The sequence below is a fragment of the Microvirga flocculans ATCC BAA-817 genome (genome assembly GCF_000518665.1).
Classification (GTDB): Bacteria; Pseudomonadota; Alphaproteobacteria; order Rhizobiales; family Beijerinckiaceae; genus Microvirga; species Microvirga flocculans.
On the sequence record NZ_JAEA01000006.1, the window covers coordinates 142,862 to 163,814 of the forward strand.

Below are 20,953 nucleotides of genomic sequence, written 5' to 3' on the forward strand. Positions count from 1 at the left end.
GAGGAAACGAGAATGGCACGCAATCCCCTGACACCCTCCCGCTCCGGTTTTGGTTTGCTGGGAGGAAACGACCCTTTCCTATCGCTCCATCGCGAGATGAACCGCCTGTTCGATGACGTGCTGCGCGGCACAGGGCTGCCTGTGGCCGGCAGCCAGGGCCAGGGCGGCGTCGGCAACTTCGTCAACGCCAGCATGAACGTGTCGGAGACGGAGAAGGAGATCCGCATCACGGCGGAACTGCCCGGCGTCACCGAGCAGGACATCGACGTAAGCCTTGATGACGACGTGCTCACGATCCGCGGTGAGAAGAAGTTCGAACGTTCGGACGAGAAGGAGAACTTCCATTTCGTCGAGCGCTCCTACGGCACGTTCCAACGCTCCGTGCGCCTGCCCTTCCCCATCAACCCCGAGCAGGTGCGGGCGCATTTCGAGAACGGGGTGCTCACCGTGACCCTTCCGAAGACGGCCCAGCAGGAGCGCTCGCGCCGCATCCAGGTGCAAGGCCGCGGTTCAGGCGGACAGGGCACCCATGGCTCTCAAGGGGGACAAGGCACCACAAGTGGCACCGGAGGTGAGGGCGCACGGGGCGGCGCGCCGGACAGCACCTCCGGCGGCGCCAGCACCTGAGGCGCCGATCCCGCATGAGGCAGCCATCCGACGACGGGGATCACCCCGGAACCAAAGGGATCGATCCCCGCTCGCCGGTGGGCACCGGCCGGGCCGCGGCGGCCGTCGACCACGCCCTGCGCGAGACCCGCGAGGCGTGGCCTGGTCTGAGCAGCTACGAGCGTTTCGAGCAGGTTGTCACGCTGGTGCTGACCGTCCTGATCAGCCTGGTGATCGCGGCGGCGCTGGTGAACCTCACGTTCCGCATCCTCATGCTGGTCCTGTTCGGGCTGCTCGACCCGGCCGAGACGGGCGTGTTCCAGGCGATCTTCGGCATGATCTTCACGGTGCTGATCGCCCTGGAGTTCAACCACTCGATCATCGGCGTCCTGCACCGCAAGGAAAGCATCGTGCAGGTGCGCACGGTGGTGCTGATCACCCTGCTCGCGCTCGTCCGCAAGTTCATCATCCTGGAGGCGACCAAAACCGAGCCGCTCACCATTATTGGCTTGGCCGCGGCCATCCTGGCGCTGGGCGCGGTTCACTGGCTCGTGCGCGACCAGGACCGGAAGGATGCAGTCGAGCGGGAGCATGAAAGCGCAGCGGCGGAGTAACCGCCGTTGTCTTCCCCGTAGTCTTCCCGAGATCGTGCATTGACACGTGCCCACAGCAGCAGAGTGTCAGGTCACCACCCCAGATACTCGGAGAGCCCTGCCCCCGGCGCGAGAAGCGCAAACGCCCAGACAAAGGCGGAGGCGAGGTTCACCATCATGAACAGCGGCAGCTGCATTCCGAAGACGCCTGCCACCAGGGGGACCACCGCCCGCGCAGGCCCGAAGAAGCGGCCGATGAACACGCCCCAGACGCCGTGGCGGCAGAAGAAGCGCTCGCCCTTGCCGACGAGCTGCGGATGGGTCGAGAGCGGCCAAAGCCTGTAGATGGAGGTTTTGAAGCGCCGGCCGAGCGCGTAGGAGACCACGTCGCCGGTGGCTGCCCCGATGGCCGCGCCGAGCCAGAGCGGCCAGAACTCCAGGTCGGCCACCCCGATGAAGGCGCTGATGGCGATCAGGATCACGGTCGCGGGCACGAAGAGCGACAGGAAGGCCACCGACTCGCCGAACGCCAGTGCGGCGACGATGAACGGCGCCCAGGATTGGTTCTGCCGCACGAACGCGACGATGGTGGTCTGGATAGCCTCGAAGTCCATGGGGTACCGGGTTCTTTCGGGCTGAGCCGATCAACAGCAAAGGAGGATGCCTCTGCCAGTTTCCTCCCCGCTGCGCCTCGCCCGTGGTCGACCAGTAACGCTCCGGAGGCGTTTCCGATGCGTCGGCTCGCATTGCAGCCGATCATGCCCGCCCCACCTCTACGCCTTCGCGGCTCCGACGGTGTCCGCCATGGTTGCGCCGCGGCGTCCGAGAGGCTGCGACGGGCCCTCAGTAGAGTCTTTCGCGGTTTGGTGCTCCATCTCGGCATTCAGCTCGGCGCCGAGCAGCACGATGATGCTGGACAGCCAGATCCAGGTCATGAAGCCGATCACCGCGCCGAGCGAACCGTAGGTCTCGTTGTAGCTGCCGAAGTTCGAGACATACCACGAGAACAGCATCGAGCCGGCAAGCCACAGCACGGCGGCCACGATGCCGCCGGGTGTCACCCATTTCCACTCCGCCTTGTCGCGGCTGGGCCCATAGCGGTAGAGCACCGCCAGCCCTGCGACCACCACGGCCAGGAGGATGGGCCAGCGGGCGAGAGAGAGCAGCCACTCGACCCCGCTGCCCAGCCCGACGAAGTCGAGAACGATCGGCAGGACCACGATGCCGGCGAGCGCAATAAGCACGAACGCGATGGCGGCGAGCGTGAAGGCCAGGGACTGGAGGTTGAGCTGGACGAAGCTGCGCTTCTCTTCCTCGTCGTAGACGATGTTGAGAGCGTCGAAGACCGCCTTCATGCCGGCGTTGGCGCTCCACAACGAAATCGCCAGACCGATGATGAAGCTGAGGCCCAGCGTGCCGCCGCCCTGTGAGGCGATCCGCTTCACCTGCTCGCCAACGATCTCCACCGCGCCGCCCGGCAGCACGCCCGAGAGCGCGTTGAGGTGGTCCTGAATCGTGGCCGGATCGGCGAAGAGGCCGTAGATGGACACCAGCGCGGCGATGGCGGGAAAGATGGCCAGGAGGGCATAGTAGGTCACGCCCGCGGCGACCGACATTAGCCGGTCGTCGCTGAACTCCTCGTAGGTCCGCCACAGGATGTCCTTCCAGCCGAGCGTCGGGATCTCGGTGGGCGTGTCGGCCTCGCGCCCGCGCCCCTGCTCCCTCGCTGCCTGTGGCGGCGCATGCTGCGAACCGCGGTTTCGATCCGCCCGTCCGGCGCGCGCCGGGGCGGGCCGTTGCGCCCTCGCCTCTGCGGGGTTTCCCTGCCCATGGATGACGAAGCGTGCAAGGGCCCAACCGGCCACGATGGCCAGCATGGTGGCCGTGCCGGGTCCGGTCCGGCGATCCTTAGGATCCTGAAGCGGGGGCGTGGCGATAGTCATGATGGATGCGGCACCTCCGGAACAAGGAAACGGGCCATGCTTGGCCATTGAGGTAACCGGAACCAGACGTCGACGGTTCCCGCCCCGCTTCAGGCGGACAGGGTCCCGGTTGGTCCATCACGATCCTGGTTCAAGCGCTGCCCAGTTGCGTCCAGAGCACATTGAGCCTCGTCGCAAGTTGGACCGAGCGCAGTCCTCGAAGATCGCCTGGAGCGATCATGGTCGTCTCCCGGTCTTTACCTGAGGACGGAGGGATCACGAGGCGTCGCCGAATTGCCCTTCTGGCATACGTCCCGTGCCGCCACAGGCCTGGCATTGCAGGCATCCCGACCCACCGCAGACGGAGCACCGGTGCCGGACGTGGTCCAGGCCCTCCATGACCCCCTCCCCATCACACTTGCCGCACCGCACGTTTCCGGCGCCGTGGCAGGCGGCACAGGCCTCCGTGTCTTCCGGCATGCGCCTCCCCTTTCATTGGTGGTCCACCATCCTCCCAGACGCGGGATGCCATGGCATCCTTGGCGACCGGCTACGCCGCAGCCAGGATCTCGTCGGCGGGCCCGAAGAACTCGTAGTGGATGCGGTTCGACCGTACGCCAGCCAGAGCCAGCCCGCCGACGAACGCCCGCAGGAACGGCCTCGGGCCGCACAGGTAGTAGCCCGCCTCATCTAACGGCGTGTTGGCCCTGAGCCACTCGATGCTGATCAGCCCTTGCTGGTCATAGTCCTGGCCTTGCCGGTCCTCCGGTCGTGGTTCGACGTAGAAGGTCGTGGCCCGAATGTTGGGAAAGGCCTCGGCCATAGAGCGGACGCGATCCTTCATGGCATGGGTCGAGCCGTTCAGCGTGCCGTGCACGTAATGAACGGACTTGTTGGGGTATCGGGCCGCAATGGTCTCCAGCATGCTCATCATCGGGGTCAGCCCGACGCCGCCGCTCAGCAGCACGACTGGTCGTGGCGATTCCTCATTGAGGAAGAACTCGCCGGCGGGCGGCGCGACCTTGAGCACGGTCCCGACCTCGGTCTGATCATGCAGCCAGCATGAGGCAATGCCCTGCGGCTCGCGCTTGACCGAGATGCGGTAAGTCTGGTCGTTTGGGGCGCTGGAGATGCTGTAGTTGCGCTTGAGCGGATGCTGCCCGGGGATATCGATCCAGAAGGTGAGGTATTGGCCGGGCTGATGGCGTAGCACGGGCTGACCATCCTCGGGCCGCAGCACGAACGAAGTGATGGTCTCGCTCTCCGGCTGCTTGCTCTCGACCCGGAATGCGCGCCAGCCGTTCCAGCCGCCAGGGGCGGTGGCCAGGTGGGTGTAGATCGCCTTCTCGCGGCCGATCAGCACGTGGGCCAGGAACCAGTAGGCCTCGCCCCAAGCCGCCAGGATCTCGTCCGTGGCGGCATCGCCGAGCACGTCCTTGATGGCGCCAAGCAGCGCCTCAGCCACATGCGGGTAGTGCTCGGGCAGGATGTTCAAGCCTACATGCTTCTGCGCGATGCGCTCGACCGCAGGAGCCAGGGCACCGAGGTTGTCGATGTTCTGCGCGTAGGCGAGGATCGCCGTCGCAAGGGCTTTGGGCTGGGAGCCGGTCTCGCCGTGATGCGACTGGTTGAAGAGGTCGCGGATCCCCTCGTTCCGGAACATCCGCTCGTACATGCGCTTTGTGATCGCCAGCCCATGCTCCTGGAGTGCGGGAACCGTCGCCTTCACGAGATGGATGGTGGTGTCGCTCAGTGTGTCCGTCATGGCATCATCCTTAGCGTGGTGGAACAACGGGGCGGCATGGAACCTGGTCGGGAAACCCGCGTCACACGTGGGTGTTTCCCGTTCATGCCCAGCGGCGGGCGGACGCTGCCAGGGCGACATGGATGCGGTCGAGGAGCACGTCGTGCTCAAGCGGCTTTTCGAGCACTTCGAAGCTGTCGCCCTCAGCCCTGCACTCCAGCACCCTGTGGGCCATCCCGGACGTTATGAAGATGACCGAATAATGCAGCTGGCGTTCCTCAAGCCTCCTGAGCAAATCGATGCCGCTCATTCCAGGCAGATGAAAGTCCATCACAAGGCATCCCTCCCGCGGAAGGTCCGGATCGGACAGGAGTTCCGCGCCGCTCTCGTAGGCGCGCACGGCCAGTCCCTCAACCTCAAGGGCAAACTTCAGTGAACTGCGCACCGCAAGATCGCCGTCCACCACCAGGACGCGTTCGGCGAGTTCAGACATGGCCCCACCTTACCTGGTTTCCGCTCAAGCGCCCGCACGCTGCGGTCCGCCACGCAGGATCATGCCAAAGGCTTCCGCAGCCTTCCATTCCGGAGATGTCCTTAAGGCCTCAGTGAAGCCGCCGGCCTTGATGTCCTCGTGGATGCGCCACCCGGGGCGTGGGTTGGCGGCTCTTGATCGGCATAAGGCGGCGCACGCCGAGCGGCGCTATTCAGATTCAACACTTGGCTTCTGCCCTGGTCGCGGCGTCGGGAGGCAATTCGGCTATAATCTCCTGCCAAAGGCGGACTGCATCGAGGAGGCTCGGATGATGACCATTCCCGCGATCGTGGCGGACGAACTCGGCAAGCAACTCGCGGATGACTTCCGGCGGCTGTTCGGATCATCATACCGGGACGAGGCCGAGCGGCTCGACGGCATCGCGCGGGTCGCGCTCGAGTGCCTCGGCAAGAGCGATGCCCTCTACCACAACGTGGAGCATACCTTCCTGGTCACCCTGGTCGGGCGCGACATCCTGCGCGGACGCATTCTGACCGAACGTCTGGAGCCCGAGGACTACTCGCACCTGATCGTCGCCTGCCTGCTGCACGACATCGGCTATGTCCGCGGCATCCTGAAGGGCGACGGCAAGGATCGGTTCGTTGTGGACGCGAGCGGACGAACCGTATCACTGGAGCGCGGCGCCTCGGATGCAGCCCTTACCCCCTACCATATCGAACGATCCAAGCTCTTCGTCCTTGAGCGGCTTGGGAAATCGCCGACGATCGATGCCGAACGCGTCGCAAGAGCGATCGAGTTCACCCGGTTCCCCCCAGGCCGGAGCCCCGGTGATGCCCCGGAGGACCGCGAAGGCCGTCTGGTCCAAGCGGCCGACCTGATCGGCCAGCTGGGGGACCCGCTCTATCTGAAGAAGGCCAATGCGCTGTTCTACGAGTTCGAGGAGATTGGCCTCAACCGCCAGCTCGGCTACGGCTCACCAGCCGACCTGGTCGAGCGCTATCCCGACTTCTACTGGACCAGCGTCTCGCCCCATCTGGAGGAGGCCATCGGCTACCTGAACGTGACGGCGGCGGGCCGGCAGTGGATCGCGAACCTCCACAGCCATGTGTTCTGCGCCGAACATGCCTTCGCCCTCATGGGGCCGCAGCGGTGAGAAGAACTTGGAGTGGCGTCGGCCGGCCGGATCGCCTTCGGAGGTCGCTCGCATCGCCTTGAGGAGATGGACGGCCCGGCCGACGCCTGCAGCCCTGGGAGCGGCATTGTTGCGAGGTAACACCGGGCAGGGCCAAGAGCCGGACGATACGCCAAATTTGGGCGATTTAGCGGCGACCAGGATCAGGGCCGGTCATGCACCGCTTCCGCCCAGGCCGGCTTGGCGCACGCAGAGGGCGGTGCCACGGACTAGCGTGCGCCCTCCCCGTTCTGCGAGGCCAAACCGCCCTTGCGCCCCGCTTGCGCGGCGAGGTCGCGGTTCTGGGAAAACGAGCGCTTTTCCGCCGGAACGCTCTTGCCGCCCCGGCTGGCGATCTCACGCTGCTTCTCCGGGTCCATGCAGGCGAAGCCACGTCGGGATGTGCTCATGCTCTGTTCTCCGTCCGAAGGGGAAGAGATGCGGAAAACCGGAATACGCGCGAAAGGTTCGAGCTTGGCTTGGTCGAATCTAAGCCCTGGCCTTGTTAGTCCCACGGCGAGAGGCGCTTCTGCGGGGCGGGGCTCCGGTAAGAGCAACATCCGAGGGTCGACGTGCGTCATCCATACCACGTCAGGGGGCGATCATCATGCGGTGGTGAAGCAGGCGCCCGTCAAATTGCCACGCTGCGCCTCGATCCTGCTTTTGTGCTGTGGCGGTTTGGTCCTGATGCATTCAGGATTGTCTTCTGCGCTGACCAACCGATTCAGCATCGAGGAGGGCTCCATGGGTGAGTGGAACACGGTCTTTGAAGGCGAGGTAGAGGGACGTCTGGTCACGGTGAAGGTCTACCAAAGCACCGATGAGGCGGACCGCGAGGATGATGGGGGTCCTGCGGTGCGGGTCACGACGACATCTGTCGATGACTATCCCGGGATCCTGGAGGAAGAGGACGGCGACACCCTCCTGGTCGAGCGGGAGGAGGCCGGACGCCTGATTACGCTGGAACCCTACAGTCTCAATGACCTGGAAGGCGAGCTGATGGAGGTTGGGTTCAGTCCGGAGGCCGCCGCCACGATTGTCAGCAAGGTTCCCGTCTGAGCCGGTTGGAGGCGGTAAACGAGAGGTAAACGCCGCCCATCTGTTCCATGCTCCGCCGGCATGGCAGGGCCGACCTTCTCCGGGTTTGTCTGAGGCCAGAGGCGGTGTAGATGCCCCTCCTCCATCACGGCCTCTCGTGATGGGTTTCCTCCCTGAACTCGGCCACCGTTCCGGTGGCCTCTTTTTCCTCGTGGCCTGCGGGCCGCGCGGGCCAATTCGTGTGCGTTCATTATCGAGGTTGCGTCATGTTCCTGTCCGTCATTCTCTCCAGCATTCGTCAGTGGCGCCGTTCGCGCGAGACAGCGCGACAACTCTCTGCCCTCTCGGACCGCGAACTATCGGATATCGGGATCTCACGGCATGACATCGCCCAGGTCGCCCGCAGGGGACGCTAGCATCCCGGCACGGCGGATGAAGAGGCGCCTCTAACGAAGGGAAGAAGGGGCGAGGCGAAAAGAGAGCGGCGCCTCCGTGCCTGCCCCCACCTCAGGCCAACCGGCATGGGCCTGACGTTGAGCACGCAGGCATGACACATCGAAGGCCATAGCGAGACGGATGTCCGGCTGCGTTCTGCCGTAGCCTTCCACCGGGCGGATGTTCTCACTTTACGGCAAGGAGAAGCGCAACTTCGGCGACCGTCGGGTTCGGGCATCCGCTGCAATCGATCGGAACCGACACGACGACTTCCCTCCCCAAGGTAGAAGTCCTTGCCGGCATGATCCGAGCGCACGGGAGGCCGAGACGAAGTTTAGCTTCCTCCAATTCTCTGACGAGGTCGCGTGCCGTCTCCCCGGCTTCATGCCAGTCCTTGGCGCCCCGTGTTGCCAGTGCCATCTGCCCCTCGAACGTAGATCTATAGCCGAGCTTAATAGCTAATCCTTAATCTGGAGATTTCGTTTCACCACCGCTGATGGCCGACCTCGATACCCGTGGGGAGCCGTTTCGGCGGTTCGCAATAGCCGGATGGCTGAAATTACTGCTCCGGCATTGACCCTCTACCGGGCATGAGCCCGGCGACGGAGTGGATCGGAAGCCAGGACCAAGCAGGGGCAAGGCCGGTGTCCCTCCGGCGAATTTCATCCCGGTTGAAAACGGTCCAGCTCGTTACACCTGTTTGGGAATGAACAAAACCAGCCCTGACGCACGTTCCGCTCCAGCCGGAAACCCCATCCTGGACGTCCGCATCCAGGCGCATCTCGGCACCCAGTTGCGCGCCCTGTACGGCGATCCCGCCGCCGAGAAGCTGCCCCACAGCCTCGCCCGGCTCGCCAACCGCGTCGCCCAGGTCGTCCGCGCCCACACGCACCCGATGGACCAAGCGCTCGTCGACGGGATTATGGCCAGCCTTCCGTCGCTCCGCTCCTTCGCCATCTCGCTCACCCGCGATGTTCATCGCGCCGAGGACCTCGTCCAGGAGACAATCCTGAGGGCCATCAGCCGGCAGGAGAGCTTCGAGGCGGGGACGAACCTGCAGGCCTGGCTGTTCACCATCCTGCGCAACCTGTTCTTCTCCGCCCATCGCAAGAGCCAGCGGGAGGTGGAGGATGTCGATGGATCCCATGCCGCAGCGCTGATCACGATTCCGGACCAGGAAGACAGGATCGTCGTGCAGGATCTTGAGGCGGCCTTGGCGAAACTGCCTCAGGAGCAGCGCGAGGCCATCCTGCTCGTAGGAGCGGAAGGCTTGTCCTACGAGGAAACGGCAGAAGCTCTCGGGGTGAAGGTCGGCACGATCAAAAGCCGCGTGAACCGGGCCCGGAACCGGCTGGCAGAACTCATGGGGCTCTCGGGCGCCGATGGCATCGCCAGCGACCGCGTCGGGTCCTGAGAGGGGGCGTCGCTGCGTCCGTGATGCAGTTCAGCCTACGACAGGTGGAACGTGGCCGCGTCCGCCGGCATGTCTCGCGCTGAGGGGGTTGGAGATGCCAGGCGTTTCGAAGGCGTCGAACAAGCGCTGAGCTTTCCCGTTATTCTTGAACTGCCTGCAGCTCCACCTCATCGACGATGGGGGAGACCATGCCCCGCCACGACTTCCACCTGCACTCCAAGGATCGGTTCGTCTGCGACGAGGAAGGAGTCGACCTGCCCGATCCTGCGACCGCCCAAGGAGCCGCCGACAAGATCGCGGCGGAGCTCCGCGGCGGCCTGCTGCATGAGAGCAGGACGGCGTGCTGCTGGACGGTCGTGGTCATCGACGAGGGCGCCCCACTCATCCATGTGACGGCGCTGTAGCATGGGCGACGAGGCACTGAGAGCCGAGCTGGCGGACCTGCGCGCTCTGTTCCGGCAGGCTCCCGGTTACATGGCGGTGCTGCGGGGACCGGAGCACGTCTTCGCCCTGGTCAACGACGCGTTCCGGCGCACCGTCGGCGAGCGCGAGCTCATCGGGCAGGCGGTGCGCGAGGCGATGCCGGAGCTTGCGGGCCAGGGCTTCTTCGAGCTGCTCGACGAGGTCTACGCGACCGGCAGGCCCTTCGTGGGCCACCAGATGCCGATGATGCTGCAGCGGCAACCGGACGGCCCCGTTGAGCAGATCTTCCTCGACTTCGTGTACCAGCCGATCATCGGAGCGGACGGGGCGGTCTCCGGCATGTTCATCGAGGGCAGCGACGTCACCGCCAGGGTGCGTGCCGCGGAATACCAGCAGCTGCTCGTCAACGAGCTCAACCACCGGGTCAAGAACACGCTGGCCACGGTGCAGTCGATCGTGTCGCAGACGCTGCGCAACGCCCCTACGCCGCCCGAGGCGCGCGCCATGATCGAGCAGCGCATGATTGCCCTGTCGCGGGCCCATGACGTGCTCACCCAGGAGAAGTGGGAGGGAGCGGATATGCGCGCGATCGTCGCCCAGGCCCTGGCGCCGTTCCGCGATCCGGAGCATGACCGCCTCCATGTGCGCGGACCGGGCGTGAGGCTGTCGCCCCGCATCGCGCTCGACCTGGCGATGGCGCTGCACGAGCTGGCGACCAACGCGGTCAAGCATGGGGCCCTGTCCGGTGCCTCCGGCCGGATCGAGCTTGTGTGGCGGGTCGACAGCCAGAGCTCACCGCCCCGTCTCAAGCTGCGGTGGCGGGAGCTCGGAGGCCCTGCGGTCGAGCCGCCACGGCGCCGCGGCTTCGGCACGCGGCTGATCGAGCGCAGCCTGGCGCAGGACTTGGGCGGAGAGGCCCGGATCGACTTCGCTCCGACCGGGGTCGTCTGCTCGATTGACACGCCGGTCCAGTAGTCACTGGGCGACGGCACGCCGGCCGCGGCGCGAAACAATCGGATGCTCCGTTCCGGTCAGGTCTCCTTGCGCCCGAGCCCGCGCTCGGCTCGCCGCAACGCGAGCAGCAGGTCGATCTGTTCGTCGGGGATGGGCTGTCCCTCGATCTCCGCGAAGATGGCCTGGAGGTGGGAGCCGATATGCTCCCGTGCATCGGGTCCCAACCGCGGACCCGTGTTCTTCTGATCCGGATTTGCCTCGGTACTCATCGGGCTCCTTGCTCGTACACCGCCCCGCCGACAGCGGCCATGCGTCTTGCCCGGGATCATTCCCGAACATGGTTAACGGTCCGTTACCGCTCCCTGGCGCAGTCCGGAGGTCCGGCACGGCTCCGAACCGCTCGTGAAACCCCACTCTGGTCCTTCCTCCACCGCCGCGCTGATCCATCTCAAGGTGGATCCCGGCTTTCCCGTGCTGTCCGGGCAACGGGTGATGCACTGGCCGGAGGGACTGCCATGGCCCGCTACTTCTTCGACGTACACGACGGGACGGACTTCCAGCGCGACGACGATGGCACGGAACTCGGCGGCGATGAAGCTGCCGTCCAGGCGGCCGCACGCTCGGCGGCCGAGATCGGGACGGGCCGGCTGGCAAGGGGCGACACCCGAGACGTCGTCATCCGGGTGCGGGATGAGCACGACTGCCGGATCTGCACCGTGACCGCCTCGATGAAGATCGACTGGCACGGCTCGTCATAGGGTACCCGACGGCACGGGGACAAACCCAAGCAGGCTCGCTCCGGCGCTCAGCGCACCACCACCTTGGACAGCCTCGACAGGCTGTCGGCCTGTTCGGCCTGCCGGAAGGGCTTGGTCAGCCGCGGCAGGTCGGGGGCGCTGCCCTCGTCCTCGGCGTAGCCGGAGACGATCAGGACCGGCGTCCCGGACCGCCCTCCTTCAGAATCCGCGTGAGGTCCGTGCCCGTCATGCCTGGCATCAGATGGTCCGTGATGACCACGTCAGCCACGAGCCCGCCCTCGACAAGCGTCCAGGCCTCCTCGGGGAGCGGGCCTCGACCACCGCGTAGCCGAGGTCGGAGAGCCTGTCGGCTGTGCTTGCCCGGACGATCCCCTCGTCGACGAGCAATCTCATGGTTGGGAGTAACGCCGAAATTGAGCGGGGACTACTGGCAGACCGCTTCGCTGGAGACCATCTTCAAGGCCCAGCTCAAGGCATACTTACGTGGCAAGCATCCCCGGGTCAGCTTGACGGGACCGCGAGTCGACCTCTCGGCTGATCTGGCCATCCCTTCAGCATGGCGTTGCACGAGTTGTCGGTAATGCGGTACTCCACGGAGCCCTATCCGTTCGGACGGGAGGTGTGTCAGTGGCGTGGGAGGTGTTTGCCGCGCCTCTAGGCCGCAAGATTCGCCTGCCTCGGCGCGAGCACGATGGCCCGTTCGTTCGGCCCCCGGCGCATTGGGGCTTGGGCTTGGTTTTGCTGCAAGAGGTCTTGCCGAAGCAATGCTCGGCAGGAGTTGAGATCGCCTTTGAGCCTGAAGGGCTTCAGGCCGCATTCGAGATGCCACTCATAGAACGCCGCCACGTGTCGTCCTACTGAACGAGGCCTCAACGAGCCGGATCTGACCCGGCGAGCGCTTCAGCCCGTACATGGTTTTACATCTGCCTCAGTGGTCATTAATCCGATGCGATTTCCGGCTGGCTAAGTCGAGTACTCGACGGACAAGCGTGACGTTTTCTGACACAGTGCCACGCTGCACCCTGTGGGTCCGAGGAAGGGCAGCGCCGAGACTGCCCCGGCCACGGGATGGGGACCCTGATGAAACAACCTTTGACCCGCCCCACGGAGAGCAACGCATCCGTCGGGCACCATCTGGTCAGCAACCGCCTCCTGGCCTCGCTGCAGCCCAGGGACCGGGCGCTGCTCGACCCGCATCTCGAAGCCGTGACCCTGTACCAAGGTGAAGTGCTGTTCGAGCCGGGCGACGACGTCACGCGCACCTACTTTCCCTGCGCCAGCACCATGGCGTCCTTTGTCGTGGTGATGCAGAGCGGGCGGGCTGCCGAGGCCGCAACCGTCGGCCGCGAGGGGGCCCTCGGCGGTATCGTGTCTTCAGGCTACAAGCCTGCCTTCACCCGGGCCGAAGTCCAGATTCCGGGCCCGGCTCTGCGGATCGAGACCTCCCGGCTGGAGGACGCCAAGGAACGCTCGGCCACCCTGCGCGACCTGTTCAGCCGGTACGCCGACGCTCTCCTGGCCCAGATCATCCAGTCGGTGGCATGCAATGCGCTGCATTCGCTTGAGGCCCGCTGCTGCCGGTGGCTGCTCACGACCCAGGACCGGGTCAACAGCGCCGAGATCCCGCTGACCCAGGAGGCTCTGGCCGAGATGCTCGGGGTCCAGCGCACCACGGTCACATCGGTGGCGCGGGCTCTCAGGGCGCGCGGGCTGATCCGGTATGCGCGCGGCCAGATCGTCATCCTGGACCGGGCCCGCCTGGAAGGCGCGGCCTGTGAATGCCACTCCGCCGTCAAGCAGCACTTCGACCGCGTTCTGCCCGAGGTCAAACCGCAAAGCATCCTCCTCGCGCCGGACGGCTGAGCGACGCAAGGCCGCCACCGCCCTTAGATCCACCAGCTTCCGAGACCCCGCTCCAGGTGCCCCAAGCACGATGAACCATAACCCATCCGCTGCGACACCTTTCCACTCTGGAAGCGACGATGCGCTTCCCGAAGGGCACTTGCTTGCTTTGGCCGCGGACGCAGCAGAGGTGGGCTTGTGGTGGTTCGATCCCGTCGCCGACGCTCTCGACGGCAACACAGCGTTCCGGGAAATCCTGCTTGGCCAATCCGGCCACGACGACCATCCCTGGCCCTTGGCGGGGAGTACCCTCCTAGGCCACGTCCATCCGGAGGATCGGGAGCGGGTTCGCAACCGGGTGCGCGCCCTCCTCAGCGATGGCACGGGAGCACGTTTCCAAGAGAGCTTTCGGTTGCGGCGCTCGAAGGTTGATGACGCGGTCCGGGTGATCGCTGCCGGGAAAGTGATTTTGCCTGAAGCGAGCGATCATCGGGATCGGACACACAAGCCTTATCTTGCAGGGACGATCCGGGCTCACTCACGGGAGGATCAATCCCCGGCTGGGATCGTGACCGACAGGGCGCGCCTTGAGGCGATCCTCAATACCATGCCGCAGATGGTCTGGTCGGCGCGGCCGGACGGATACCATGATTATTACAACGACCGCTGGTATGAGTTCACCGGCGTCCCCTACGGCTCGACTGACGGCGAGGCGTGGAACGGCATGTTCCACCCTGACGACCAAGCCCGCGCCTGGGAGCGGTGGCGGCAATCGCTCGCAACCGGCGAGCCGTATGAAATCGAGTACCGGCTGCGTCGGCATGACGGCGAGTACCGTTGGACCCTCGGCCGCGCGCTGCCGATCCGGAATCCGGACGGAAGCATCGAGCGCTGGTTTGGAACCTGCACGGATATCCACGACCTCAAGACGTCGGAGGAGCAGCGGGAGCTGATCAGCCGCGAGCTGTCGCACCGGATCAAGAACATCTTCGCGGTGGTTTCAAGCCTCGTGGCCCTCGCGTCCCGGAAGGACGAAGCCGTCAGGCCCTTTGCGACCGCCCTGGTGCAGCGCCTGAACAGCCTCGCGCATGTGCACGCGTACATCCAGCCGCACAGCCCGTTGAACGAAGCCGATCCAGCGAGCCGGACGGTCCTGGGTCTCCTGCGTATTCTCGCCCATCCCTACATGCACGAGCAGGATGGCCAAAGCTCGTCGGACAGTTCATCGGATGATGCCAAGCTGGCGATTGCGGGCGACGACGCTCCGGTCGGTGCCGGGGCGGGCACCGCACTGGCGCTCATCATCCACGAGCTCGCGACCAACGCCGTCAAGTACGGCAGCCTCTCGCGTCCGGAAGGATACGTCGCCATCAGAGGCGGACTCCTGCCAGGCGATCAATTCCGGCTGACTTGGCAGGAACGTGGCGGTCCAACGGTTCAGGGACCGCCAGCCCACCGGGGCTTTGGGACCGTGCTCGCCCATCGCGGTGCGACCGGGCAGCTTGGTGCCCGCATCGAACAGGACTGGGACGAAGCGGGATTGACCGTACGTCTGACCATGCCGGTCGAGAACCTCACGCGGTAGCGGAGGGCCAACGTGGGATATCCTCTAGCCCGCAGCCGGTAAGATGGTCTCATAGGCCTCGCGTACGACTCGGTAGCATTCGCAGGAGGCCGCCTCGAGGCCAGAGCGGTCGAGCACCCTGATGCATCCTGGCTCCAGCCGGACGACGCCGCGTGCCTGAAAGGATTTGGTCACCGCGCTCAAGGATTGTCGGCGCACACCCAGCATGAGAGCGAGGCGAGCCTGGGACATCTGGACCCCATCGTCCTGGTCGACGCGGTCGTGCGCGTGGAGCAAACAGCGGGCGCAACGGGCTTCGAGCGTATGGAGATCGTTGCATGCGGCCGCTTGGATCGATTGCGTGAGGAGCACCTTGCTGAACCGTAGCAACAGGTCGGTGAGCGGAGGGTACGTTCGGCTGATCGCCAGGAGGCTGTCGATCGACAGGCGGGTTGCGGTCCCCGGCACCTGAACGACGGCGCGGCAGAGCGCCCGGTCGTCGCTGCCGAGGACAGCCCAGAAGCCAAGGTAGCCCTCCGGGCCGACGGCTGCGGTTTCGACGGTGCGACCGTCGCGCATCGGCGCGACGAGGGCGATGACGCCGCTATGCGGGAACAAAGCCTCCCGCACAGGCTCGCCCACCTCTTGCAGGATCCGCCCGCGCGCCAACGAGACGGTGCCTGCCCGCTCCACCAGAGCGGCCAAGATATCCTGAGGGAGCGCGGCGAGAATGCGATTCCTGCCGTGCTCCGTGATGTCGGCTCGGGTATGCCCCTGGATAGTCACGGCAGCCCTTGAAGGTCAGCTTCAGTTGGGCGGGTAACGCGTCAGGCGGGGGCTGGTTCGGGCCAATATGTCACAGCAGAGTTGCGCCACCTGACCAAGCGAGACCGTCCCTACCTCTCCGGGCCGGTCGCGTACGAAGTTTTCTGAAGCTGTGATCTTGAAGCTCGGCAGGTCTCACACTGTACCGCAAAGACTTCGCGTCACGATGATAGTAACCTGCAGAAATGCTCAAGCAACAACTGCCCAGCTTTTCGTACAAGTGTTGTCGAAAAGCGACAGAACCAATGATTGTGAACCGCCGACCTGGTCTTGAGACTTGGTTCATGTCTAGTGGGCATCCTCAGCCGACTGGAAGGCTGCAACGCGACAGGAATTGTTGAGGGGTGCACCATGAACGACACGCACGCGAGCCAGCGGGAGTCGGTGAGCCGGCTCCATCCGGTCACGACACCGCCCGCCGATGAGAACACCGCATCGATGGTCGACCTGCTGCAGGAGCATTTGCGGCTCGCCCGCGAGGGCAAGCTGCGCTCGCTCGCCGTCGTTTCGGTGTCCGCTGATGGATCAGCCATCGGGACCCAGTGGTCGTGCGATCCAGGCGACATGGCATCGCTGATCGGCAAACTCACCGTGCTTACCCATGACCTCATGGCCGCCCGCAAGTAGGCCAGCCTATGCCGCAGCGGGTCGTCGCTCGCAGGTGCAGGTCCCAGGAGCATCACATTGACCGACTCGCAAACTGTGGATGGGTCTGCGGCCGGAGAGCCGGACCCGAGCCACCGCACCAAGCTGCTCAAACTTGGAACGCGGCAGTGCCGCTACATCGTCTCGGACAATCCGCACAGCGCCGTCTGCTGCGGAGCCCCGACGCGGGAGGGCTCGAGCTGGTGCGATTGGCACCGGCGGCTCGTGTACGTCCCGGCACATAGGAAAGGCTAGCGCAACGCTCTGACCGCGTAGGCCAGCTGGCGGTGGCACCCGCGGCAGGCGCCGCCTTGAGCCTGAACAATCGCTCCACGACGATGATCGAGATGCCGCCTTGGCGATGGCGGCGCCGGCAACTCATCCTGAGCCGGGGGCCGACCGGAGGAATACGGCTCGGCTCAGGGCGGCGTCGCCCTCGGGTATTTGGTCGGCAGATTGCTCGCTGGTGAAGCAGCCCGATCATTCTGCCCACGTTTCCAGAAGGGCGTTCCTGGCGACGTCCCAAACGTCCCGGTTTTGGCCAATGAGCAGACCGGGCCGCTGATCGGAGGGCCTGTATTCTGACCCGTCGAAGCGGGCGACATGCCCGCCAGCTTCCGCAACCAGGAGCGCACCCGGCGCGTGATCCCACGGGAGCAGGCGCCAGAACATGAGGAAATCCTGGGTGCCCTTGATCACGGCGGGGTAGTCGACGCCGGCACATTTGGCCCCGGGAAGAACTGCTGCGAGGCCAGCCGAACCCACCCTCACCTGCTCCTTCAGTTCCTCCGGAAGGAATCGCGTGAGCACGGACCCGCGGCATTCTTGGGCGAGTTTCGACGCCGTCGACGTCCTGACTTGAACGCCGTCGATGAAGGCGCCGCCGCCCCGGGAGGCGACAGACAACTGACTGCTGACCGGATCCAGAAGCCACGAGGCCACCGTCTGCCCATCCTGCAGGAGCGCGACCATGACGGAGAAGGTGGACGAGCCGGCCACGAAGTTGGCGGTTCCGTCGAGCGGGTCGACCAGCCAGACTTGGCCTTCGTCCAGCCCTTTCATCAGCGACGGATTCGTTGCCACGGCTTCCTCTCCAACGACACGCGAGCCGGGCAGCAGCGCCGCCAGCCGCGGGCTGATGATCTGCTCGGCCTCGCGGTCGGCGACCGTCACGACCTCGCCGGGCGTCTTCTCCTCGACGTCGCCCGCCAGCAGCTTCTGGTAGCGCGGCAGGATGGCCTCGGCCGCGGCTTGGCGCAGGATTGTCGCCACCTCGTCCATCATGTCCGAGTGCATCGAAGTCTCCCCCTTGGTGCTGTCATCGTCCCGGCGAACCCTTATCCGATGGCGACCGCCACCGACAGGTCCGGTCCCGCGAAGGGTCGGTCCCCGCCGCCATGCTGCCCGTGCCCGACGCTCCATCGGTCTGGCCAATGCAGGCTCTCCAGCCCTGTCGGGGAAGCGGCTGCAAGCGACGTCCATCGTCCCTCGCCCCAAGGCCGATACAGGACGCCGCCTGGGCCCATGTCGGGGTTGATCACGAGATGAATGTCGAATTCCTCCCCGGCTGGAATGCTAGGACCGATCCAGTAGTGCGGGCTACGGCCTGGCTCACGTCCCATGATCAGGGTCAGGATCTGCCGCGGTCCCTGCAACCCGATCCATACCGGAGCGATGCTCCCAGGCGAGAAAGCCGTGACCATGGTCTGCGCCGAACTGGCGTCGGCTGCCGTCCGGCCCCGGAAGCGGAACTCGATCCTACGGCCCGGGCCCAGTTGACCGGTGATGGGTGCAGGGCCCTCTCCCCTAGCAAGGTCCCGCCAGCATCCGCCGGAGAACGGTGCCATCGGCCATTCCAGGCGCTCGCGCGCGACCCCGTCCGTGTCGAGGACGTGGTAGCGCAGTCCATGATCGTCGAGAGCCGCCTGGACGCAGTGGAGATACTCGATGCCTTCCGGCATGCGATGGGCTGTCCCCGCCCCTGCCGTGCAGATCTGCAGCACGCCCCGGTGCACCTGCACGTCGAAGGCCAGGATATGGCTGCACAGGTAGGCGAGCACGTCCGCCTCCACCAGGATGTCCCAAAAGCGGCCGGCGTGTTCCGGGCTGATCTCGCGCTGGTACGGTCCGGAGAAGCCATTGACCGGGTAGACTGGATGGTGGCCCAGAACGAGCTTGTGCCGAGCGTCCGCATGCTGGCGCAGCACGCTCTCCAGCCACTCGGTCTCGACGTGGCCCTCTCCTCCCAGTCCAGTCCAGAGGGTATGGACGAAGACCAGCAGCAGGTCGCCGCGCCGCACCCAGTAGGACAGCCCCTCCTGCCCCGGCGGTCCGTTCCGGGGCAGGTCGAGCACCTCTCGGAACACGACCTCGCTCATCGTGTCGTACGTCGTATGGTTCCCGGTGGTGTGCCAGAGCGGGATCTTTTGCCGATCGAGCCAGCTCATCTCGTGGTCGAGCCAATGCCGCCATTGCGCCCACAGCGAACCGGCGTCGGCCGTGAGACCGATGACCTCGTCACCAGGGAAGAGGATGAACTCCGGCTGCGGCTGCAGCCGCCGGATCACCACGTTGACGGAGGCGAACGTCGTTTCATGCAGAGCGCCGGGAACGCCGGAGCATGCGTCGCCATAGAGGACGAACTGGTGGCCTCGGGTGCGCGGCAATAGGGCTGGGATTTCGTCCCGTGGCATTTCGGCTAAGGTCCAGAGGTGAAGGCAAACATATGCCTCACGTTACATGATTTGAAAACAGCCGCGACCGCATATGAGGACCATGCCACACAAACGGATCCCACTCGTGTGCATCTGTATTCGAACGATACGACCAAAGAGGCCATGCCCCCCTCGCCATATCGTTCCAGCCCCTGCGCGTGCTCATCGATCGCCACGACGCCAGTGGCAACCTTGTCCTCGCAGATGGCCAGCTCGCGGCCGTGGCCCTCAGCCTGGATGGCGAGTGTCGTGACCCTGAACATAGCGGATGTTGACACCTGCTGGCCGGGTTCGGCACATGCAGTGCCGGTAATGCTCCCCTGTTCAAGCCCCCCCTGAAGGAGCCGGAGCCGGGGTTGAACAAACCCTGACGCGCCAACCTGGGTAGCCGTCTCCGTAAGCACAGGAGCCCGCCTTGCCGGAACCTCGAAACAACGTTGGTAATTGTCCGGGGTAACCTATGTTAGGCTTGGAGTGCGTACCCAGATGGTGGATCAACCAAGCGCAAGTCGCGACGAGCTGCTGGAGCAGCAGCGCGCCCTGGCTGAGTTCGGGGGCTTTGCACTCAAGGCCGAGAACCTGGATGACATCCTGAACCAAGCCTGCCATCTCGTCGGGCGCGGCCTCAGCACCGACCTCGCCAAGGTCGTGGAACTCCACCCCGACAGCATGACCATGAAAGTCCGGGCGGGCGTCGGCTGGAAGCCAGGCGTCGTTGGCGAAGTGACCGTCACGGCGGACGAAAACTCACCGGAGGGGCTGACCCTCAAGGACGGGGCAGTCATCTCACCCGACATCGAACGGGAGAAGCGGTTCGAGTACCACGATTTCATGAAAGACCATGGGGTGAAGGCTTTCGTGAACGTGCTGATCCTGAGCAGCAATGGACGCCCGCCCTTCGGGGTCCTTCAGGTGGACAGCCGGAAGCAACGGAACTTCACCCAGTCGGACGTCGAGTTTCTTCAGACCTACGCCAATCTCCTTGGCGCTGCCATCGAGCGGTTGCGCGTCGTCGAGGAACTGCGGAGGGCATTAAGGGACAAAGACCTTCTCATCGGAGAGTTGAACCATCGGGTGAAGAATACCCTCGCCACAGTCCAGTCCATTGCCTCGCAAACGCTACGGACTGCACCGACCGTCGATCACGCGTCGACCGCTATCGAGGGCCGCCTCCTTGCCCTCTCCAAGGTCCACGACGTCCTCACGGTCCAGAGTTGGGCGTCTGTGGATCTTCGCGAGATCGTCAGGCAGGCCATCGAGCCCTACCGTGACCGAGCGCAAAATCGCATTCACCTCCAAGGACCGTCGGTCCCAGTCCCGCCACGGATGGCCCTTGCCCTCGCCATGGCCCTCCAGGAGCTGGCGACCAATGCGGTGAAGTACGGCGCCCTCTCCAACGGTGCCGGGCAGGTCGCCGTGCACTGGACGCTGGACGGCGAAGCTCCTCCAGGACGCTTGCAGTTAACCTGGACCGAGGTGAAGGGGCCGCCGGTCCAGAAACCAAAACGGCGCGGGTTCGGGACCCGTCTCATCGAGAGGAGCCTGGCGCAGGACCTTGACGGCATCGTCCGGATCGAATTCGCTCCGGCTGGGATCGTCTGTTCAGTCGATGCCCCTCTGACGAGCTGATAGGAGAAGACGCGGCGGTCTGCTATGGCTCCGGCCGTTCCTGTTCGATCGCAGGGGGTGCCTCGATCATTGCGCGGGATCCGAAGTTCGCGCTGGAAGTCACTGTCTCCTGTCTGCAACTTCTGATGCGCGAGGGCGGTTTCTCGCTTGATGTTCCGGGTGGTGGCGCCGTGGCTGCCATCA

23 protein-coding genes are annotated in these 20,953 nt (G+C 65.2%); 14 read left to right on the forward strand and 9 right to left on the reverse strand.

The genetic code is table 11. The annotated features are described in order from the left end of the window. Positions 1–12 precede the first annotated feature (12 nt). Both L879_RS0107580 and L879_RS0107585 read left to right on the forward strand, forming a co-directional pair. Entirely contained in the window at positions 13–627 is a 615-nt protein-coding gene (locus tag L879_RS0107580; RefSeq protein WP_027315564.1) for an Hsp20/alpha crystallin family protein, read from the forward strand. 14 nt (positions 628–641) lie between these two features. Next, positions 642–1,220, forward strand: coding sequence for a phosphate-starvation-inducible PsiE family protein (locus L879_RS0107585; protein WP_084020802.1), 579 nt, complete (start codon positions 642–644; stop codon positions 1,218–1,220). 71 nt (positions 1,221–1,291) lie between these two features. Here L879_RS0107585 and L879_RS0107590 read toward each other — a convergent pair whose 3' ends face one another. The 4 genes from L879_RS0107590 to L879_RS0107605 form a co-directional block, all read right to left on the reverse strand. After that, positions 1,292–1,813, reverse strand: coding sequence for a DedA family protein (locus tag L879_RS0107590; protein ID WP_027315566.1), 522 nt, complete (start codon positions 1,811–1,813; stop codon positions 1,292–1,294). A 159-nt stretch (positions 1,814–1,972) separates the two neighbouring features. Continuing rightward, positions 1,973–3,142, reverse strand: coding sequence for a YihY/virulence factor BrkB family protein (locus L879_RS0107595; protein ID WP_027315567.1), 1,170 nt, complete (start codon positions 3,140–3,142; stop codon positions 1,973–1,975). Between the two features lie 529 nt (positions 3,143–3,671). Next, positions 3,672–4,886 (reverse strand): NO-inducible flavohemoprotein, encoded by a 1,215-nt coding sequence (hmpA, locus tag L879_RS0107600; RefSeq protein WP_027315568.1) that lies wholly within the window; start codon positions 4,884–4,886, stop codon positions 3,672–3,674. Positions 4,887–4,968: 82 nt separating this feature from the next. Then, a complete protein-coding gene (locus tag L879_RS0107605; RefSeq protein ID WP_027315569.1) occupies positions 4,969–5,358 on the reverse strand; it encodes a response regulator transcription factor in 390 nt (129 codons plus the stop codon). A 307-nt stretch (positions 5,359–5,665) separates the two neighbouring features. Here L879_RS0107605 and L879_RS0107610 point away from each other — a divergent pair, with 307 nt between their 5' ends. Further along, on the forward strand, positions 5,666–6,511 hold the full coding sequence (locus L879_RS0107610) for an HD domain-containing protein (protein ID WP_027315570.1): 846 nt from the start codon (positions 5,666–5,668) through the stop codon (positions 6,509–6,511). Between the two features lie 248 nt (positions 6,512–6,759). Here L879_RS0107610 and L879_RS0107615 read toward each other — a convergent pair whose 3' ends face one another. Then, on the reverse strand, positions 6,760–6,939 hold the full coding sequence (locus L879_RS0107615; RefSeq protein ID WP_027315571.1) for a con-10 family general stress protein: 180 nt from the start codon (positions 6,937–6,939) through the stop codon (positions 6,760–6,762). Between the two features lie 334 nt (positions 6,940–7,273). Between L879_RS0107615 and L879_RS0107620 the strand changes: the two genes are divergently transcribed. The 5 genes from L879_RS0107620 (at position 7,274) to L879_RS20920 (ending at position 10,814) form a co-directional block, all read left to right on the forward strand. Next, positions 7,274–7,588, forward strand: a complete 315-nt coding sequence (locus L879_RS0107620) for a hypothetical protein (protein WP_035458972.1) — start codon at positions 7,274–7,276, stop codon at positions 7,586–7,588. Between the two features lie 245 nt (positions 7,589–7,833). After that, a complete protein-coding gene (locus tag L879_RS23170; RefSeq protein ID WP_084020804.1) occupies positions 7,834–7,983 on the forward strand; it encodes a DUF1127 domain-containing protein in 150 nt (49 codons plus the stop codon). Positions 7,984–8,708: 725 nt separating this feature from the next. After that, positions 8,709–9,416, forward strand: a complete 708-nt coding sequence (locus L879_RS0107625) for a sigma-70 family RNA polymerase sigma factor (RefSeq protein WP_027315573.1) — start codon at positions 8,709–8,711, stop codon at positions 9,414–9,416. Positions 9,417–9,604: 188 nt separating this feature from the next. Continuing rightward, positions 9,605–9,820 (forward strand): DUF6894 family protein, encoded by a 216-nt coding sequence (locus L879_RS0107630; RefSeq protein WP_027315574.1) that lies wholly within the window; start codon positions 9,605–9,607, stop codon positions 9,818–9,820. Between the two features lies 1 nt (position 9,821). Continuing rightward, complete coding sequence (locus tag L879_RS20920) at positions 9,822–10,814, forward strand: sensor histidine kinase (protein WP_051435145.1); 993 nt, start codon at positions 9,822–9,824, stop codon at positions 10,812–10,814. Between the two features lie 56 nt (positions 10,815–10,870). Here L879_RS20920 and L879_RS22705 read toward each other — a convergent pair whose 3' ends face one another. Next, complete coding sequence (locus tag L879_RS22705) at positions 10,871–11,062, reverse strand: NepR family anti-sigma factor (protein WP_051435146.1); 192 nt, start codon at positions 11,060–11,062, stop codon at positions 10,871–10,873. 246 nt (positions 11,063–11,308) lie between these two features. Here L879_RS22705 and L879_RS22710 point away from each other — a divergent pair, with 246 nt between their 5' ends. From L879_RS22710 to L879_RS20935, 3 genes are all read left to right on the forward strand, one after another. Continuing rightward, positions 11,309–11,551 (forward strand): DUF6894 family protein, encoded by a 243-nt coding sequence (locus tag L879_RS22710; protein WP_051435147.1) that lies wholly within the window; start codon positions 11,309–11,311, stop codon positions 11,549–11,551. 1,080 nt (positions 11,552–12,631) lie between these two features. Continuing rightward, the gene (locus L879_RS0107655) at positions 12,632–13,414 is read left to right on the forward strand and encodes a Crp/Fnr family transcriptional regulator (protein ID WP_084020830.1); all 783 of its coding nucleotides are present in this window, start codon (positions 12,632–12,634) and stop codon (positions 13,412–13,414) included. 70 nt (positions 13,415–13,484) lie between these two features. Then, positions 13,485–14,978: a sensor histidine kinase gene (locus L879_RS20935; RefSeq protein WP_084020806.1), complete on the forward strand. Its 1,494-nt coding sequence runs from the start codon at positions 13,485–13,487 to the stop codon at positions 14,976–14,978. Positions 14,979–15,002: 24 nt separating this feature from the next. Here the strand turns inward: L879_RS20935 and L879_RS0107665 are convergent, their stop codons facing one another. Further along, the gene (locus tag L879_RS0107665; RefSeq protein WP_084020808.1) at positions 15,003–15,743 is read right to left on the reverse strand and encodes a Crp/Fnr family transcriptional regulator; all 741 of its coding nucleotides are present in this window, start codon (positions 15,741–15,743) and stop codon (positions 15,003–15,005) included. A 390-nt stretch (positions 15,744–16,133) separates the two neighbouring features. Here L879_RS0107665 and L879_RS0107670 point away from each other — a divergent pair, with 390 nt between their 5' ends. Together L879_RS0107670 and L879_RS24600 are read left to right on the forward strand one after the other, a co-directional pair. Continuing rightward, positions 16,134–16,409, forward strand: a complete 276-nt coding sequence (locus tag L879_RS0107670; protein WP_051435149.1) for a hypothetical protein — start codon at positions 16,134–16,136, stop codon at positions 16,407–16,409. A gap of 75 nt (positions 16,410–16,484) precedes the next feature. Beyond that, on the forward strand, positions 16,485–16,682 hold the full coding sequence (locus L879_RS24600) for a GcrA family cell cycle regulator (RefSeq protein WP_368086312.1): 198 nt from the start codon (positions 16,485–16,487) through the stop codon (positions 16,680–16,682). 225 nt (positions 16,683–16,907) lie between these two features. Here the strand turns inward: L879_RS24600 and L879_RS0107675 are convergent, their stop codons facing one another. Both L879_RS0107675 and L879_RS0107680 read right to left on the reverse strand, forming a co-directional pair. Then, entirely contained in the window at positions 16,908–17,723 is an 816-nt protein-coding gene (locus L879_RS0107675; RefSeq protein WP_027315578.1) for an inositol monophosphatase family protein, read from the reverse strand. A gap of 41 nt (positions 17,724–17,764) precedes the next feature. Next, positions 17,765–19,120, reverse strand: a complete 1,356-nt coding sequence (locus L879_RS0107680) for a metallophosphoesterase family protein (RefSeq protein WP_027315579.1) — start codon at positions 19,118–19,120, stop codon at positions 17,765–17,767. Positions 19,121–19,627: 507 nt separating this feature from the next. Here L879_RS0107680 and L879_RS24230 point away from each other — a divergent pair. Then, entirely contained in the window at positions 19,628–20,770 is a 1,143-nt protein-coding gene (locus tag L879_RS24230) for a sensor histidine kinase (RefSeq protein ID WP_051435150.1), read from the forward strand. Positions 20,771–20,953 lie beyond the last annotated feature (183 nt).